This window comes from Pseudogulbenkiania sp. AW2-16, from assembly GCF_056824575.1.
Genome location: NZ_CP157668.1, coordinates 281,340 through 298,680 on the forward strand (window position 1 = coordinate 281,340; position 17,341 = coordinate 298,680).

Below are 17,341 nucleotides of genomic sequence, written 5' to 3' on the forward strand. Positions count from 1 at the left end.
TGTTGACTGGATAGGTAATGGCTATGCCCACGTTTTCAAGAGGGCTTCGGCCAACCTTTTTACTGTTGGCTCTTGGCCTTGGCGACCACCACCATGGCCGGGCGCAGCACGCGATCGGCCACCTGGTAGCCCTTCTGCATCACGCGCAGCACGGTGTTGGGTTCGGCGTCCGCTTCCTCGGTGCTGATGGCCTGATGGCGGTGCGGGTCGAGCGCCTCGCCCACCGGGTTGATTTCCTTGATCTGCGCCTTGTCGAAGGCCGACACCAGCTGTTTCAGCGTCAGGTCGACGCCGAACTTCAGGTTGTCGAACTGACCGCTCTGGTCGGCCAGCGCCATCTCCAGGCTGTCCTTCACCGCCAACAACTCGTTGGCAAACTTGTTGATGGCGTACTTCTGTGCGTTCACCACCTCTTCGGCCGTACGACGGCGCAGGTTCTCCATTTCGGCGCGGGAGCGCAGAAACTGCTCGCGGGCTTCGGCCAACTCGATTTCCAGTGCGGCAACGCGCGCCTCCGTGGTCGGCTCGACCGCGCTGTCGGCGGGAGCCTGGGCGGCGGCGCTGTCCACGGCCTCGTTAACCGGATTCTGTTGGTTTTCCTGCATGACGATTCCCTTGTTAGCTAGGCGATTGAGGATGACCTGACGCTAGGTAGGGGCTTTGGCGAAAATTTCAAGAGAGCGCGGTTGACGCGCAAGCGAACCAAGCAACCGCTCGTTTGGGAACTTTTGCTTTCGGAAACGGAAAAAAACAGCGTGGCATTTCATTCGTTTTTTGTCAGTTTTGTTACCTTTTGAAAACAAAGGATTTTTTTGTGCTGCACTGCACACATTACGTTTTTTTATGTTTAAATGGACTCACAGCACACGACGACCAGCAGGTCTGTCTCCCTTACGGAATAGGCTTCGGCGGTCGGAAACGACAACGGGCAAAACACGTTGTCAATAAAAGGTGACGGTAAAACCGATTCATCATAGCCAGAGGAATGCCGGCTGAATTTACCGGTTTACTAAGAAACGTAATCGAGAAGGATTCAAGCATGACCACTCGCGAACAACGCATTGCCGCCATCCAAAAAGACTGGGACGAAAATCCGCGCTGGAAAGGTATCAAGCGCGGCTACACCGCCGCCGACGTAGAGCGCCTGCGCGGCTCCGTCCAGGTGGAACATACCTTGGCTCGTAACGGTGCTGAAAAACTGTGGAACCTGGTCAACAACGAGCCCTACATCAACTGTCTGGGCGCGCTGACCGGTGGCCAGGCCATGCAGCAGGTGAAAGCCGGCATCAAGGCCATCTACCTGTCCGGCTGGCAAGTCGCCGCCGACAACAACGAATACTCCGCGATGTACCCGGACCAGTCGCTGTACCCGGTTGACTCGGTGCCGAAGGTGGTCGAGCGCATCAACAACGCCTTCACCCGTGCCGACGAAATCCAGCACTCCAAGGGTCTGGAAAAAGGCGATGCCGGCTTCGTCGATTACTACGCTCCGATCGTGGCCGATGCCGAAGCCGGTTTCGGCGGCGTGCTGAACGCCTACGAACTGATGAAGGCGATGATCCGCGCCGGCGCCGGTGGCGTGCACTTCGAAGACCAACTGGCTTCGGTGAAGAAGTGCGGCCACATGGGTGGCAAGGTACTGGTACCGACCCAGGAAGCCGTACAGAAACTGATCGCCGCCCGTATGGCCGCTGACGTCTACGGCGTACCGACCCTGGTGATCGCCCGTACCGACGCCGAAGCCGCCGACCTCTTGACCAGCGACTACGACGAGAACGACAAGCCGTTCCTGACCGGCGAACGCACTGCAGAAGGCTTCTACAAGACCAAGAAAGGTCTGGAGCAGGCCATCAGCCGCGCTATCGCCTACGCCGAATACGCCGACCTGGTATGGTGCGAAACCGGTACCCCGGATCTGGAATTTGCCCGCAAATTTGCTGAAGCCGTACACGCCAAGCACCCGGGCAAGCTCTTGGCCTACAACTGCTCGCCGTCCTTCAACTGGAAAAAGAACCTGGACGATGCCACCATCGCCAAGTTCCAGCGCGAGCTGGGCGCCATGGGCTACAAGTACCAGTTCATCACCCTGGCTGGCATCCACTCCATGTGGTACAACATGTTCGACCTGGCGCAGGACTACGCCAAGCGCGGCATGTCGGCCTACGTCGAGAAGGTGCAAGAGCCGGAATTCGCCGCCCGCGATCGTGGCTACTCCTTCGTCTCGCACCAGCAGGAAGTCGGCACCGGCTACTTCGACGACATCACCACGGTAATCCAGGGCGGCAAGTCCTCGGTGACCGCGCTGACCGGCTCGACCGAAGAAGAACAGTTCCACTAAGATCCAAGCGTTCGACTGAACGGCAATTCGACCCTGCCGTCTGTGTCAAGCAACCCCCGCCACGGCGGGGGTTTTTCGTTGCGGCACCGATATTATGTAGCAGTTGACCTTGGCAGAAATCTAAGTTTTCTGCGGGAATTCTCCTATACGAGGTAGGTAGCGAAGGGCTGCCTGTCCACGTAGAGGAGAGTCACAATGGGACAGCCCATGGCCCAGTACGGGCTGCAACATCAACGCGCCAGGTTGGCTGGGGAAGTCAAAGGCCTGCAACGCAAGCTGGCCAAGCACCAAGCCGCCGTGGCCCGCCTGCAGTCTGAAATTGCGGTGCTCGAGCACGATATCGCCGCGCGCTGCCAGGATATCGCCACCCTCGATATCGCCCTGCAAACCCTGTTTCAGGCCCCGCCCTCGTTGGAGGCCAGAGAAACCTGGCCCAAGACTCACCGGGCTAAGTGGGGCGATATCTCACGCACCGCTTTGCGGGTGTTGCGGGAGGCGGAGGGGCAGCCGGTGTTGACCGGTGTGCTGGTGCTGGAGATGGCCAAACGGTTGAACCTGACGCTGGCGTCACCCGATGACTGGACGACCTTCCGCCAGGCGGTTCGTAACGCGCTGAAACAGCTCACCTATCGCGGCCTGATTCGCCGCCTACATGCGCTACAAACGCAGGAGGAGGGCCAATGGGCATCACTGGCGCTTGTCTAGTCACCTCAACGCACCAGCGCTGCACTGGTGGAGCGATATCGGCGATTGCTGGGCGAAGTGCAGTTCCTGGCCAAGGAAGGACGGCCCGAATGGGCGGAGGCCAATGCAAAGCTGGACGCCCTCGGCAGTGCCCTGCGCCTCTGCGCCCCCAAGGTGAACCTCGACGCGTTGAAGCCGATACGCCAAGCCCGGCCAACCTTGTTGCCGGGCACGGAGTTGACCCGGCACCTCTTGCGCACGCTGCGCCTGGCGGGTACGGCGATGTCGACCGTTCAGCTCACCGACGCCATCTTGCTATCCCAGGGGGTGACGTTGGAGGCGGGGGGATGGAATGGATTGAGCAACCGCATTGCCCGGCAAGCGAACTCCCTCAGCAAACGCGGTATCGTGCAGCGACACGACACGCCCAGTGGGCCCGGCTGGTCGGTCTAAGCAAAAACTTGGATTGAGTCGTGTACCCGATGATTGCCCTGCCAATAGCCCGCCCAGTCACGAGAGACGTCCCGCCGCAGACAATGGCGTAGCAGGGTCCAGACGAAGGTGCCGTTCGAGACACGCCGGTGGTCCTCGCGGAACGCCACTTCATTCGCGTAGACATCCAGGTATTTGCGCTTCAGCCGGTGAATCTGGCCCATCAGTAGCCGGCGGAAACGTGCGATATAAGACTCCGACTGGTTCTCATTGGCACCGTCCTTGGCGCGAAACTCCTGGTCGTGGTTCACGACCAGGTGCTCCCAATGCGACTCGAGGGACATGTAACCGGGTGCCTGGTCAGTAAAGATCCGCGCCCCTTTCTCGATATGGGCCAGCGCGATGGCGCGGATGTCCCTTTCATTTTCGGTTTCCAGTACAAAGGTCCGGGTGCGCGTCGCCCCACGCTTCTTTTCCCCACTGCGTTCCCTCAACACCAGTACCACGCACTTCAAGGGGTTCTGGTGCTCCGCTTTGCGCGTATCGACGCGGTCCTTCTTTTCGTTCTTCGGGCGCACATAGGTGTGCACATAGCCCCCGTCGATTTCAACGTCGCCCTTCAACGGGGTGGTATCCCGTCCTAGCCATAGGGTCTCGCGCAGCTTGTGCAGCAGCACGAAGGCCGTCTTGTATTGAATATCCAAATCCCGAGACATTTGCAGGGCAGACAGGCCCTTGACGGCGTTGGCATAGAGCACCACCGCCCCTAGCAACACTTGCAAGGGCAATTTGTTGTGGTGGAATACCGTCCCGGAGGTCACCGAAAAGGCTTTGTCGCAGTGGCGGCAGCGCCAGCGCTTCTGCACGCGGAGGTAACGATGGCGGTCGAGGACCCCGCAGTGCGGGCAAGCCTGTTTGTCTCGATGATGCCAACGCATCTCGGCAAAGCGGAGGCGGGCTTCCTCGTCCGACAGGGAAAGCACCTCACGGAGCGAGATGTCGCGAGCCTCGGCCGAGAGGAGGTAATGCTGGGCCACGGTCGTATCCTGGTTAGGTTCTCTTCGTTTTCACCAACGCGGGCAAAATACGTCCCCACTGTCGAGGCCATGGCTATCGACAGTTGACGATTCCCGTCACCGGCGCATACGCCTCCCTGCCAGCACTCAGCAGCGTGTGCAGCATGGGACTCCCGTGCGGGAACGGGCTTAGGAGGTCACGGCGTTAACGACCGTCGCACCCCGGGCTGGGGGGCTACGAGAACGGGGTCGGCAGCAGGTAGGGTGCGGGGCGGCGCCGCCGCCGAGTGGTGGGGGGCTGAATCATGGTGGCAAGCTCCTGGTGTCTATTCACGAAAAATGACGGGAGTCAAGCGGGCGGTAACCTCTGCCGTTGGATACCGCCTGACGCTGAGCGGCCCGCGTTGACCAGCGGCACTATATCGGAATTTTTCAAGGGATTTTCGCGGGAATTTCCCTCTCAAAACTCCCCAAAACTTGCCAAACGTAGCCCGCACTCGAATGTTGTATTTAAGCAACATACGTAGCGCCTTAGCGCGTTGAAGCCTAGTGCCGCGTGGGTCGTGGCCCGTCCTAAGATGACTACCATAAGGGCCAAGGTGGCAGGGCTCTAACCGTCTGGCCGCCCCTCCCCCTACCAAAGAGAGGTGTTGGGGCCCAGGCCTGTCCCTTGTCAAGCGCAGCGGATAGGCTGGTGGCTCACTGCTGGCGCGACTCGTCGCCATGAAGCATCTGGTCCGTGACATCGCACCAACTGGCGACCTGATAGAGCGTCCGCCAAGCCTCCCATACGTAGAGGGCATCCAGGTCCTGACCCGGAGGACCCTCCAGCCGATAGCGGCGCCCGCTCAGTGTTACCCCCGTGCGTGTCACCGGGTCGAAGCTTTGGATGGCAGAACTGACCTGGCCATCGTGGTTCTCCAGGCTGTGCCCCACAAAGTGCCGCTCTCCCAAGTCACTCTCCACGATGCACCAGTCAATCAGTGTGCGTTCCGGCTGCGTGTCGACAGGCGGGCTTTTCCAGACAGGCATGGCAGGTCTCCTTGTTTTGGGTAAATAGCTCCCTGACACCTCAGTTAGAGAGGCGTGTGGCGGATTGTGATGAGGGGAATAGCGGCTAGCGGAGGGTCATCGTCGGTGTTTGCGGAACGAACCGACGACGACGCCGAGAATCTCCAGGCTGCCGTTGGGGTGCAGGTCCGGATAGGCGGGGTTGGCCGCCTGCAGGTAGAACTGGCCGTGGGCGCTGAGGCGCAGCGTCTTCACCGTGGTCTCGCCGTCGACCAGCGCCACGACGATATCGCCGGGTTTGGTCGGAACATGGCGCTCCACCACCACGACATCGTGCTCCAGCAGGCCCACGCCGGTCATCGAGTCGCCGCACACGCGGCACAGGAAGGTGCGGTTCGGGTCATCAACCAGATGGTCGTCGATGCTGAGCAGTTCCGGTTCCGCCTGGCCGACCGCCTCGGGCAGCCCGGCACGTACCGTGCCTAGCACCTCGCGGGCGAAGAATTGCTTGGTCGGCGCGATGCGGCCCTCGGTCCGTTCCAGGTAGCCGGCCTCGGCCAACCGGCCCACCAAGGCGAACACGCTAGAGGTCGAGGCCAGACCAAGCACACTGCAGAGCTTGGCCATCGACGGAAAGGCCTGGCGCTTCTTCCAGTAGCTGCGCAGCTGGGCCAGGTAACGGTCATCGCTCATGTTGTCGCTCTATCGAATGAATGTTCTACCTTCATTCTAGGCGGCAGGTTAAGAACGACCAGTTGGAAATACCAATAAAGCGCGGATTTACAATAAGTGTTTGCAGGACACAGCAAGTGTAAAGGACTGAGAGGAGCGGACTGATTCTTGAGGGATTGTGCAGGCTCTATGAGGATGCCGGTTTTGAGGTTTACACAAACATATTAAATAATATCTTAACAAAATCATTTGCATTGAAAAGATAATTGCCTTTATGTAGACTACCCGGCATTGGAGTTCCTTGCATCCGCCGGGGTGTATTGGTCAGGGCTCGAAAGCGTAGCCCGTAAAAAAGGGGCTCGAGATATGCAGGAACATATCTCGAGCCCTGACTGATACACCTGGCGGCTATCAGTGCCAAAGGAACTTTGATGAAAAAATGCAATGTGCTCTTTAAAAACCGGTCTCGAATTCTGGTCTGGGCGGTAATTTTCGGACTGTGCCTCTCGCTCCGTGGAGACTCTCCACAAAGCCAAGTTGGCACATGGAAACCAACCCACACCAAGAAAGTTCGATAGCCTGTTTTTTATCAGTCAAGTAGCCGCTTGACTGACACCAAGATTGTTGAGAGGGCGTTGGCGATGAGCTAACGCCCTTTCTTATTGGCCTTCGAAACGTATAGCAACACTTTTGGTCAATCGAGGGCTATCCCAGCCCCCCGCCCTACAAAATATTTTTGAGCACCCTAGAATGGCCTCTCGATGACCAAGTAGCTTGAATGATACCCTCAGCAAAACACTTTGGTTGCCTCAGGGACTGGGTTACTCTGCAACGGTCTCCACTAGCTTTTCCAATATTTGCCGTGCCCGTTCCAGTTCTAACCAAGAAGAGGCGTAGGATTTCGTGAGTACGGCTTCGGGTAAGGTCCAATCCCACTTTTCCCGTTCAAGGTTCTTGGTCTCCGCTAGCAGCTCAGAGGGGCTGGCCCGCCCCTGCGTCAGTAGGGATTGAATCGCTTCGCGCAGCTGGCTGAGTTTTACCTCTCGTGCGACAACGGCGACCCCCTCATTGCTGGCTTGCACCCCCTGTTGTCCAAGCATCAAGGCCAACGTGTTATTCACCCAGTCCCCACACCAAGTCAGGAGCAAGACGCCGCTACCTGACTCAAGAAGAGCGACTGTCTCCAAGTTGGCGGACATAAAATAGTCCCTTGCCTCCTGAAGTAGTCCCTGAGCCGTCTCGTCCAGAAAGGACACGGGGTCTGCACTGCCCAACACCGCTCGCATTTCCTGCCGTACACGGTCATGGACGTAGGCTCCCCCACCATCGAATGCCGGAGGTGCCCCGCCTTTATCGGGCATAACGACAATCCGCTTGGCTTCTTGGTCGATATCCATGACGCGCCACCGCCGCCCTGCAAAGATGAGACCTTGCTGCGGCGCAACGGGCTTATTCAGAGGCATTGCCCCAAGGAGTTTGCCATTACACTCCAGGAGGAACTCGTCATCCGAAACAAATGCGCTGTAGAACTCGTAATGATTGACCAGCTTTTCACCTAGCTCACCGTGCAACAGTAAGCCCGAGCTTTCCTGGGTGATAAGCCCACGTTCGCCGAGATGGCGCAGCAGCGCAATGAAGTCTTCGCGTTCAATGTTCGCAAAAGGACCGGTTGCGACTAGGGTGCTCCACAGTGTCGTGGCGGTCACGCCGCCTTTTTCTGCAATGACCGACAGTATCTGCTGTACCAGGGTCGAAGCATGTAGACCGCCGGTCCGTGGTGGCTCAAACCAGCCGGCCATCAAGAGCCGAGTCATCGCGATGGATTGCAGCAGCCCCTCATGGATACGGTCGGAGAAGCCCGACTTGCTGGTGATTTCGGGTTCGATGCAATACCCGCGCAGAATGGCGGCCTCTCCCTTGCGGCGACCGGAACGGCCGAGCCGTTGGCGCAGGCTGGCAACCGACGGAGGCGGCCCAATTTGCGCGATGCTTTTGACTGCGCCAATGTCGATGCCTAACTCCAGGGTAGTGGTACAGATAGCTGTCGCGGGCCGCGCTCCATTCTTCAGGGCCTGTTCTGTCTCTTCCCGGATTTCTTTTGCCAAGTTGCCGTGATGGGGCCAGAACACGTTGGGGACTCCGTCTTGTTCGCATAATCGACGGAGATAGTCTGAGTAGATTTCCACCAAGCCCCGGCTGTTTGGGAACACAAGATTGTTCGAATTCCGGAGCACTTTATAAAGATGCGCAGCAATCGCCATTTGGCACCCGGAAGCTGCGTGTTCGGGTGCCTCCTGTCCGGCAACTAGCGGCGCTACAGCGGGAACAACGTAGCCTTTGAGCAGCACCTTGAGCTCCTGCCCGGCACTTTGGGAAACAATCATCCGGACGGCTTCAGGGGCTTTGGGGCGCAAGAAGCCGGCGGCCAGCCCCATGTCACCGAGGGTGGCCGAGAGCCCAACACGGGGAACAGAACGGCCGGCAGCGAGCTCAACCCGATGCATCAGCGATTGCAATTGCTTGCCACGTTCGGCACCGATGAAGGCATGCAGCTCATCGACCACGATATACCGTAGATGCACAAATAGCCCCGGAATAGCCGTACCCCGGTTCACGAACAGCGCCTCCAACGACTCGGGGGTGATAAGCAGCACGCCCTGCGGCGTTTTTAGAAACTTCTGCTTTTTCGATGCGGCAATATCGCCATGCCAAGCCACCACCGGAATTTCGAGCGAATCACACAAATCCGTGAGCCGGTCCCACTGGTCGTTAATCAGGGCCTTCAAGGGACTGATGTACAATACGCACCCCATGCTCCCCTGTTGGCGCAGCAGGTGGGTGAGAATCGGGAAGAAGGCCGCTTCGGTTTTCCCGGCGGCCGTGGCCGCCGCGATGATAACGTCCTGGTTCGCGTCGATAAGGGCCGGAATGGCTTGTTCCTGAGCGTCCCGCAGCGTGGTCCAGCCTTCCGACCAAATCCAGCGCTGAATCCGGCTATCGAGGAGACCAAAGCCGGTCGACTCAGAGCTGGAAGCTGGCGAGTTCATCGTCATCATCTACCGCCTGGTCGGCCACACCGCCATTGTCGACCTCAACCTCCACTGCGCCAATCAGCGTTTTCCACTCAGTCTCGGGATTCTGCTCAAGCACCGCCAGCAAGTTGATAAAGGCAGTGATGGTCGTCCGGGGAGTCCGGAAGTAGGCGTCGCCCAAACGAGAAGCACAGTGTGACATGAAGGAAGGAATCCCCTCGTCAGGCAGCAGATACTTGCTCGGTTCGCCCGAGGCATAAACATGGCGGAGTTTTTGCAGCAAGACGTAGAAGTCCTCTGGTGTCAGGCTGGACAAACGCAGCACTGGACCGGAGTAGTCGACCAGTCCCGCTGTGGCAAAAGTGTTCTCTGCCAAGCGGGATTGCAGGGCTGAGTAACTGTAAAGACCTCGGCGGGTGTCCATCAGGAACTCGGGGGTTCCACCCAGCACGAACCCCAGGCCTTCGGCCGACCCCTGCAAGGAGTCGTTGAGAATCCGTAGAATCTGTTCATAGTTAGCGTTGCGCGCCTGAGTGTTGGCCAGCTTGTACAGGTTGACCAGCTCGTCTAGGCACACCAATAGGCCACTGAATCCGGCCAGCTTAACGAAGCGAGCCAGTAGCTTGAGTTGGTCATACACTGACGCATCATCGATGAAGGTGCGGACACCTAGTGCCGCGCGTGCATCGGTCTTGGTGGTGAACTCCCCGCGCAACCAGCGAACGGCGTCAGCTTTTAGTTGCTCGTTCCCCTCATCGAAGCCTCGACAATAAGCGGCAATCACCTCGGCAAAGTCGTAGCCATTGACCATCTCGGTCAACGGCTCAAGGCGCGTTCGAATGATATCTTCGCTGGTATTCCCCGAGTCCTTGGCCTCGGATTTGGCTTGGGCCACGAATTTCTCGACGACTCCCGCAAGGGCTCCGCCATCGGGCTTCGTACGCGTCGACATGTTCTTGGTCAACTCGGCGTACAAGGAGCGGGCCTGCCCGCCCGAGGCATGCAGGCGGCGGTCCGGGTTCAGGTCCGCATGCACAGTGACCAGCTTCTTTTCCATGCCAATGGCCCGAACTAGGTTCAGAAAGAAGGTTTTGCCGGCGCCATACTCGCCAATCACGACACGGAACCCCGAACCACCATCGGCGATACGCTCAATGTCCTGAATCAAGGCTGCGAGCTCTTTGACGCGCCCCACCTGGATGAGATGTTGGCCAACACGGGGTACCACGCCGGCACGGAGGGATTGGATGACCGCATCGCGGTCCTTGGCTCGAATGGTGCTCATGCCGGCAGTTTCTCCAGAAGTTCTTGGTTGATTTCCACAGGGTCGTCCCCCTCGGCAAGCTGCTCGTCGAGGTGGTCAAGCATGGCTTCATTGATACGCTCCAGGGCCCCGTCCAACATCAGTTCCAGGTCTGCTGCCGCATCCATCAAGTCGGCACGACTCCACTCAGCACGAGAGATGAGTAATCGCAAGAAGGCAGAATGCTCGCTATCGAGTCCCAACAATCCTGACGCAGAGGCTTCCTCGCCTGGTTGTTGGGCTGATGACGCAGTTGGCACTTCCACGGGCTCTTCGACAAAGACGTTCGCCAGCAAAATGGACACCTGTTCGGTTTCCTTTTGCAGCGCGGCGATACGCTCGGCATCGAGCTCAAACGTGGCCGACGGGGTGGTTTGGGCTTGAGCGGGTTTCCCCGTCACCGGAGTGGTATTGGCCGTGACTGGTGACGCATGCAAATCACCGTAGACGAGTTTTTCATCCAGTTGAAGCGCTTTGTAGACCTTCTCCAGCAACTTGACCTCGTCAGGGCTGACCATGCCATCGGCCTGCGCCAGATGCGCCAGGAGACGGGCAATCGAGCGTTTGGCCTCGACAGGAAGTGGTTCCAGCTTTTTCTTGAGACTGGCCAGTGTGGCCGGTTGCTTGACCTGCAGCTGCACCCTGGCACACAAGCGCTGCTGATGCCCAGCACTCAGATGCGCCCAGGACTCAATTTGACGGTGAAGCAGACTAAGCTCGGCCTCCGAGGCATGACCATCGGCCATGGCCACCGAGCAGGCGAGGTCGAGGGTGACGCTCGCGGCATGATAGGCCGGAGTCAACCGTGCACTACCGTCCTCGGCGTGCGTCTTGAATAACACGATATGTTCTTCGATCTTGGGGGTTTTGGCTCCGGCCAAGACATCCGGCTCCATACCCAAGCCTAGGCTTTCCAGAGCTCGAGCCAACCCTACGACCTTGTCGCGCGACAAAGCCCCAGCACTTTTCAGTTTTCTGGCCAGCTCAGCAAAACTCATGACCACCACGCCGGAACCGACTTGTTCCTGTAAGCCTGTCAGTTCGGCCCGAACATTGTCAGGCCAGAGTCCGGGCGGAAGCAGCAGCAAGGCCTCCAGCGACTCCGCCTGGTCCGGGTTTCGGCCAAGATAACGACTATAAGGGTCAAGTTCCTCGGTACATTGGTCGACCAGTGCCTGGAGTTTCTTCACCGGACCAGACACGGCAGCCAAGTCGGGGAGTCCGCCGATGTCTTTCGACTGACTGCGCGGCACCCCTTGCGATGCGGGCGAGTAGGAGGCCCTTAGCTTGGTGCGATTAACGGAAAGGGTAAAACCAGCACCGTATTTTTGTTCGTAATGCTGCGTGAACACGGCAGCAAACATGTCGGGACACCGCGTAACCGGGGTTCGCTTAGTAATGCTTGCGTCCGCCAATACCCAGGCCAAGGCCCACGTGGCCGGCAAGGGCGACTTATCAACAGCAAGTTGCCCGAGTGCGATTCGGTAACTAATAGGCAGTTCATAGGAACGGCCGACAATCTCCGGAGGCGACGCTAAATAGCTTTTTTCTGTCACCTTGTCCGCAGTCAGATAGTCGAGGAAGGTCGTAGCATATCGGTTGAAGGAGTGGTTCTCGCCATAGATGGCGAGCAGGCGCCGGACCTCCGCTGCGATACCCTCCATCTCATGTGCGACACTAGGGTCGGTCCCGATATCGACTAGGGCACGGCGTTCCAGCCCGTAGAAGAACAGGAACACATACCCGATATAAGCCTTCGGATTACGACGCCCCCCGGCCAGCCATTGCAGGTAGGCTCGCCGGGCCTCAGGTGAAATGTCGGTATAGCTCGGCCAATACCCCATCAGGGCTTGGCTTTCATCGACAGGCTGCTTTGCGACAGGCAAGTTGGGGTCAAGAAGAGCTGGCTCTACTTGCCACTCATTCGCCTTGAGCTTGCTGCCGAAATAAATCATTCCGCCCGGCAAGGGCAGTCCCTTCACCTCCTTTTGGTGTCCGGCAGGAACCCAACTACCCCGTAGCGGTGGGCTGGCTACTGCTCGTGTCTCGGACCGGAGTGGTATGGATGGTGGGGGAGGAGGAATGGAAACGTCCAGAGAAGGCGATGCTGGATTCAAACGGAAGGTGGCAAAGTTTTCTTCGACTGCAGTAGTCGCCCCCTTATGTGGCGATGGCACCGGAGTCGGTAACGCTTGGCTTTCTACCGGACGGGCCTCTCCCGGGGCCGTTTCCGTGATGGGCGAGGCAGGTTGTGCAGGTTTTAGAGCCACGATAGGGCCGGTTAGCGCCCGCATTTCAACCAAGGCTTCGGCCAACGAGATGGCTGTCTTTTGTCGAGACGTCATGACCACCTCATTCAGTCCGGACGGGCTTGCCAATTGAATTTGCTCGTACAGGGCAACTGGATAGCGCGGATTGTTTTTAAAACGTTTGTCCGGCCCACCTGATTTGTTCACGTATTGCCAAGTTTGCCCCACCACCTCGGCATCACCAGGTAAGGTCTGATGCTCCACAAACTGCACGAGATTTCCGGCAACGCGAAGCTCGGGATACGGCACCGCCCCAAACCCTTGCTTCGACTGCACCAACAAGCGGTCAGGCATGAAGTACAAAGTTAGCTTGCTCGATTTCAGTACGGGAACATCCATGTTGCTACGAACATCGGGGGGTAGACCTCGGCTTGCGACAAATTTCTCCCGCTCGAGCTGGTTAGAGGCGCCGGCGTTGTACTTGAGGTCGTGGACTTGCGTTTTAGCATTGATACGCCACAGTCCTTTGGCAGAAGCCACGTTGGACAGCGCTGCATAAAAGCGTTCGCATGCCTGTTCCCCCTGCCGGTCCAGGGAAAAACAGAGCACGGTCGTCTTGGCTACCTGGTCGCGAATCGCTAGGTAGCCGACGGCAACCAACCCTAACCAGAAAAAGGCATCGGCACCATTGAGTAGAAATAAGCCGAACACCGCCGCTGCTCCCCACTTCCAATAGTTCGGGCGCTTTGCCTTGCCATTCAGTTCATTTAACAGGGCGGCCGCTGAGCTGTCCTGCATCGAGGAAACGGGCCCACTCTCAAAGGTTGTGGTACCGATGGGCAAGCGGGGTAATGGCGGGGACGCTTGAGGTGTCTTGCCCGACGCTCCTCGGGCACCGGCGGGTAAGGTCGCCCGATAGGAGAGGCCTCCCGTTCCTATCTGGATGTAATGGCCGCGTGGCCCTGTGCCGACTCGTAGTCCCCGGATGCCAGCCGATACCCCTATGCCTGACGGAGAGAAATTGAACCGGAAGGGGCCGACACCCACACTCTTCCTGATAGATAAGCCCATGGTCACTATGTCCTACGTATTTTATGCATAAACCATACGATATAAGCTTACATGCCGGAATGTCCATGTTCTTTGTCATGTTGTGACGGATGAACCAGTACGGCGGAGGAGCTCAGGCCCTTGTCCCATAACTTTCTAGTGAGCACCACAAATATTCCATATGATTATGCGGTCTCGCTGCCCGTTGGAGGCCGTATGCGTCGTATTGTCAGGTTTCTCACTGCTCTGGCCCTGTTTCTCTGCTTGGCACCCTCGTCCACCGCAGAAGTCTCCATCTCGCGGACCTTCACGACAGAGGTTGTTCAGCAGCAAGTGTCCATAGGGGCGGGGCAATTTTGGATATGGCCCTTGGGGGGGAACATGCCGGGGGATGTCTACGATGTTCAAGTGAATCTGGGCAATGCAGTCTATCGGGACATTTCGGCCTTTGTGGTCGACGAGCAAAACCTGCAGTTGTTTCGGCTGCGCCAACCTTACCGGGTCAATGGGAAACAGAAGGGCATGGTCCCGTTTGCCTTTCGGGCAGGGGTTCACGAGTTGGGCCCGCATTACTTGGTGCTCGACAACAGCTACGCCATGTTTGTCGAAAAAAGGCCTCAGTGGGGATTCGACGGACCCGCAACCTGTCAGATGAGGCTACTGCGGACCTCAAATCACAACTTGAGAAAGCCTATTCGCTAGTACAGCAGCGGTTTGACTCGCCAGCTTTCAACATCACTGTCCGGCCATGTGGCGCAGCCAACGCCTTCTCCAACGGGAGTACCGGAGACATCACCTTGTGCTCCGAAATCATCAGCCGTAGTGAGGGCAAACCGGGATTACTAGGTGGCATTTTATTCCATGAATTGGGGCATACCCTGCTCAATCTGTGGGGGTTGCCCGGAGGCGATAACGAAGACGTTGCGGATGAATTCGCCACGGTCTTGATGCTGCAGCTTCCTGGTTCACGTCAGCTCATTGAACAGTGGCTTACGTTCTTCGATAACCAGGACGCCTATTCCGAGGCAGAGACCATCATTAAGCATGGCGACCGCCATTCCCTCTCCATCCAGCGAATTAGGAATATTCGCGCCAACCTAGCTCGCGCCTCGGAGATTACTACACGCTGGAACCGACTACTCTACCCGCACACGACCGAAGGTATGCTGCGACAAATTGCAAACCGACCGGCTGTTTTTGACGATGCCTCCCTTGCAGCAAGTGAGCTGGCAAGGCGCTGCGTCGCCGGCTGTGAGCGAGGAACACCGTAAGTCACTGTTTTGAAGCGAAATTGGTTGGTTGTGGGTCACGGCCATTCTAGTGCAAAGCCCCACCAGGGAGTGGCGGGGTCTCACGAGCAGATAGCTAACCCTATGTTTTTAATGTAAAAGGTCAACTGCTACATAATATCGTGCGGCACCTCATCCATTGCTTCCCGGCGCAACGAGGGCAACGGGGGGCCCCCACATCCTGGCAGGCAGCCACTGCACGCCGCCCTGATCTCGAACAAATCAGCAGCGCATCTCCCGGCACACTCCCGCTATTCGCCGCGCCCAACCGGACACAAGAAGGTCGTCGCGGCCTTCATGCCAAGGGTCGGCCAGCGGCGGACCCGGCCGACAGCTGGACTGCAAGCCATCGGCAGCCCAACAAAAAGGCCGGCAAAAGCCGGCCCTGGATGCCTACGGAGAGTCGCCTCGGTCAGGTACGCACGTGCAGCAGCGAGCGGCGGCGCGAATAGCCGAAGTACACCATCAGGCCCAGCACCAGCCAGATCACGAAGCACAGCCAGGTCAGCGCCGCGAGCTGCGTCATCAGGAACACGCAGAACACGATGGCCAGCGCCGGTACGTAGGGCACGCCCGGGCAGTGAAACTTGCGCGGCAGGTCCGGTTCGCGCTTGCGCAGCAGGATGATGGCGGCGGCGATCAGCGAGAACGCGGCCAGGGTGCCGATGTTCACCAGCTCGGCCAACGTACCCAGCGGCACGAAGCCGGCGATCAGCGCAATGAGGGTGCCGATCAGCCGAGGTGGCCTTGTACGGCGTGCCGTACTTCGGATGCACCTCGGAAAACACCTTGGGCAGCAGGCCATCGCGCGACATCGCGAACAGGATGCGGGTCTGGCCGTAAGTCATCACCAGGATCACCGTCAGCATGCCCAGGATCGCGCCCAGATCGACGAAGCCGGCGAACCAGTCGAGCTTGGCCACCTGCAACGCCAGCGATACCGGGTGATCGATGCCCTTGAACTGCATGAACGGCACGATGCCGGTCATGATGGCGGACACGATCACATACAGCACCGAGCAGATCGCCAGCGACCAGATCACCCCCTTCGGGATATCCTTCTCCGGGTTCTTCACCTCTTCTGCGGCGCAAGTCACGGCGTCGAAGCCGAGAAAGCTGAAGAACACGATGGCGGCACCGTGGAACACGCCGGTCATGCCGTACGGCAGCGCCGGATTCCAGTTGGCCGGCTTGACGTGCCACACCGCGATGGCGATGAACAGCACCACCACCGCCACCTTGATCATCACCACCACGTTATTGACCTTCTTCGATTCCTTGATGCCGAACGCCAGCAGCGCGGTAATCAGCATGGCAATCACGAAGGCCGGCAGGTTGAACACCGTCTCCACGCCAGGGCGGGCGCCGGCCGCGGCGGTCAGCGCATCCGGCAGATGCAGGCCGAAACCGGCGATCAGGCTCTGGAAGTAGCCGGACCAGCCCACCGACACGGCGGAGGACGCCAGCAGGTATTCCAGCATCAGGTCCCAGCCGATTATCCAGGCGATCAGCTCGCCCAGCGTGGCGTAGGCGTAGGTATAGGTGGAACCCGACACCGGCAGCATGGAGGCGAATTCGGCGTAGCACAGCGCGGCGAAACCGCAGGCGATGGCGCCGATGACGAAGGACAATACCAGGCCGGGGCCGGCCACGGTGGCGCCGGTGCCGGTCAGGACGAAGATGCCGGTGCCGATGATGGCGCCGATCCCCAGCATGGTCAGGTCAAAGGCGGACAGCTCCTTGCGGAGCCCCTGTGAGGTGTGGGCGGCAGACAGCATCCCCCTCACGCTCTTCTTGCGCATCAAGCTCATGTTTCAAACAGTCCCCGAGTGTTCGCGGTGTGCCAAATGCCATGCGCCCGCAGTGTGGCGGGCGCATGGCAGGAATGGATCAGGGCACACGGTGCTCCGAAAATAACTCGTCTACGCGCGAAGATAGCCAATAAAGCCACCGCCACGAAGACGAAACGGCGTGATATTACCTCAATGCCAAGGTCAGACAAGGTAAAACTCACCCACCGACTTCGCCACTGTCATAGCCGCCGCGGCCCAGGCTGCGGCAATCCGGCAAACAGGCGCGCAAAATAGCAGCCTTCGCCCTCTATCGGAAACACTGCGCCCCGATCCATTGATCCAGCGCAATTTCACACCTTATTCCGTCACGCGGCGAAGGTGTCGGCTAGGCCGCCACATGCCGCAGCGAACGACGCCGCGAGCAGCCGAGTGCCCTACCACCAAACACCGCCAGGTCGGCGCCACGAGCGGC

General features: G+C 58.7%; 13 protein-coding genes and 1 pseudogene. 5 read left to right on the forward strand and 9 right to left on the reverse strand.

All coding sequences use genetic code 11. From position 1 onward, the window contains the following. Window positions 1-59 precede the first annotated feature (59 nt). The gene (gene grpE / locus ABKF58_RS01365; RefSeq protein ID WP_008953241.1) at window positions 60-605 is read right to left on the reverse strand and encodes a nucleotide exchange factor GrpE; all 546 of its coding nucleotides are present in this window, start codon (window positions 603-605) and stop codon (window positions 60-62) included. A 434-nt stretch (window positions 606-1,039) separates the two neighbouring features. Between grpE and aceA the strand changes: the two genes are divergently transcribed. The 3 genes from aceA to ABKF58_RS01380 all read left to right on the forward strand — a co-directional run bounded on the left by aceA (window position 1,040) and on the right by ABKF58_RS01380 (window position 3,475). Then, a complete protein-coding gene (gene aceA, locus ABKF58_RS01370; protein WP_482583137.1) occupies window positions 1,040-2,338 on the forward strand; it encodes an isocitrate lyase in 1,299 nt (432 codons plus the stop codon). A gap of 195 nt (window positions 2,339-2,533) precedes the next feature. Next, window positions 2,534-3,043: a hypothetical protein gene (locus ABKF58_RS01375; protein ID WP_482583138.1), complete on the forward strand. Its 510-nt coding sequence runs from the start codon at window positions 2,534-2,536 to the stop codon at window positions 3,041-3,043. Between the two features lie 45 nt (window positions 3,044-3,088). Next, a complete protein-coding gene (locus ABKF58_RS01380) occupies window positions 3,089-3,475 on the forward strand; it encodes a hypothetical protein (RefSeq protein WP_482583139.1) in 387 nt (128 codons plus the stop codon). Here the strand turns inward: ABKF58_RS01380 and ABKF58_RS01385 are convergent. The 7 genes and pseudogenes from ABKF58_RS01385 to ABKF58_RS01415 all read right to left on the reverse strand — a co-directional run. Beyond that, a complete protein-coding gene (locus ABKF58_RS01385; protein WP_482583140.1) occupies window positions 3,472-4,491 on the reverse strand; it encodes an IS1595 family transposase in 1,020 nt (339 codons plus the stop codon). The two genes, ABKF58_RS01380 and ABKF58_RS01385, sit on opposite strands and share 4 nt — an antisense overlap. Before the next feature lie 678 nt (window positions 4,492-5,169). Continuing rightward, the gene (locus tag ABKF58_RS01390; protein ID WP_482583141.1) at window positions 5,170-5,502 is read right to left on the reverse strand and encodes a hypothetical protein; all 333 of its coding nucleotides are present in this window, start codon (window positions 5,500-5,502) and stop codon (window positions 5,170-5,172) included. Window positions 5,503-5,598: 96 nt separating this feature from the next. Further along, window positions 5,599-6,174 carry a LexA family protein gene (locus ABKF58_RS01395; protein ID WP_482583142.1) on the reverse strand — a complete coding sequence of 192 codons (576 nt, stop codon included), beginning with the start codon at window positions 6,172-6,174 and terminating at the stop codon, window positions 5,599-5,601. Between the two features lie 800 nt (window positions 6,175-6,974). Further along, window positions 6,975-9,209: a DEAD/DEAH box helicase gene (locus ABKF58_RS01400; protein ID WP_482583143.1), complete on the reverse strand. Its 2,235-nt coding sequence runs from the start codon at window positions 9,207-9,209 to the stop codon at window positions 6,975-6,977. Then, window positions 9,175-10,470 carry an ATP-binding protein gene (locus ABKF58_RS01405; protein WP_482583144.1) on the reverse strand — a complete coding sequence of 432 codons (1,296 nt, stop codon included), beginning with the start codon at window positions 10,468-10,470 and terminating at the stop codon, window positions 9,175-9,177. Before ABKF58_RS01405 ends, ABKF58_RS01400 begins: the two co-directional genes overlap by 35 nt. Continuing rightward, on the reverse strand, window positions 10,467-13,535 hold the full coding sequence (locus ABKF58_RS01410) for a tellurite resistance TerB family protein (RefSeq protein WP_482584418.1): 3,069 nt from the start codon (window positions 13,533-13,535) through the stop codon (window positions 10,467-10,469). The genes ABKF58_RS01405 and ABKF58_RS01410 overlap by 4 nt, the downstream gene beginning before the upstream one ends. Window positions 13,536-13,709: 174 nt before the next feature. Further along, window positions 13,710-13,808 (reverse strand): annotated as a pseudogene (locus ABKF58_RS01415) (DUF4236 domain-containing protein); the annotation flags it as partial. Between the two features lie 195 nt (window positions 13,809-14,003). Between ABKF58_RS01415 and ABKF58_RS01420 the strand changes: the two are divergent. Continuing rightward, window positions 14,004-14,489, forward strand: coding sequence for a hypothetical protein (locus ABKF58_RS01420; protein ID WP_482583145.1), 486 nt, complete (start codon window positions 14,004-14,006; stop codon window positions 14,487-14,489). A 95-nt stretch (window positions 14,490-14,584) separates the two neighbouring features. Then, window positions 14,585-15,058 carry a DUF4344 domain-containing metallopeptidase gene (locus ABKF58_RS01425; protein ID WP_482583146.1) on the forward strand — a complete coding sequence of 158 codons (474 nt, stop codon included), beginning with the start codon at window positions 14,585-14,587 and terminating at the stop codon, window positions 15,056-15,058. Window positions 15,059-15,327: 269 nt separating this feature from the next. Here ABKF58_RS01425 and ABKF58_RS01430 read toward each other — a convergent pair whose 3' ends face one another. Further along, a complete protein-coding gene (locus tag ABKF58_RS01430) occupies window positions 15,328-16,878 on the reverse strand; it encodes an amino acid permease (protein WP_482583147.1) in 1,551 nt (516 codons plus the stop codon). Window positions 16,879-17,341 lie beyond the last annotated feature (463 nt).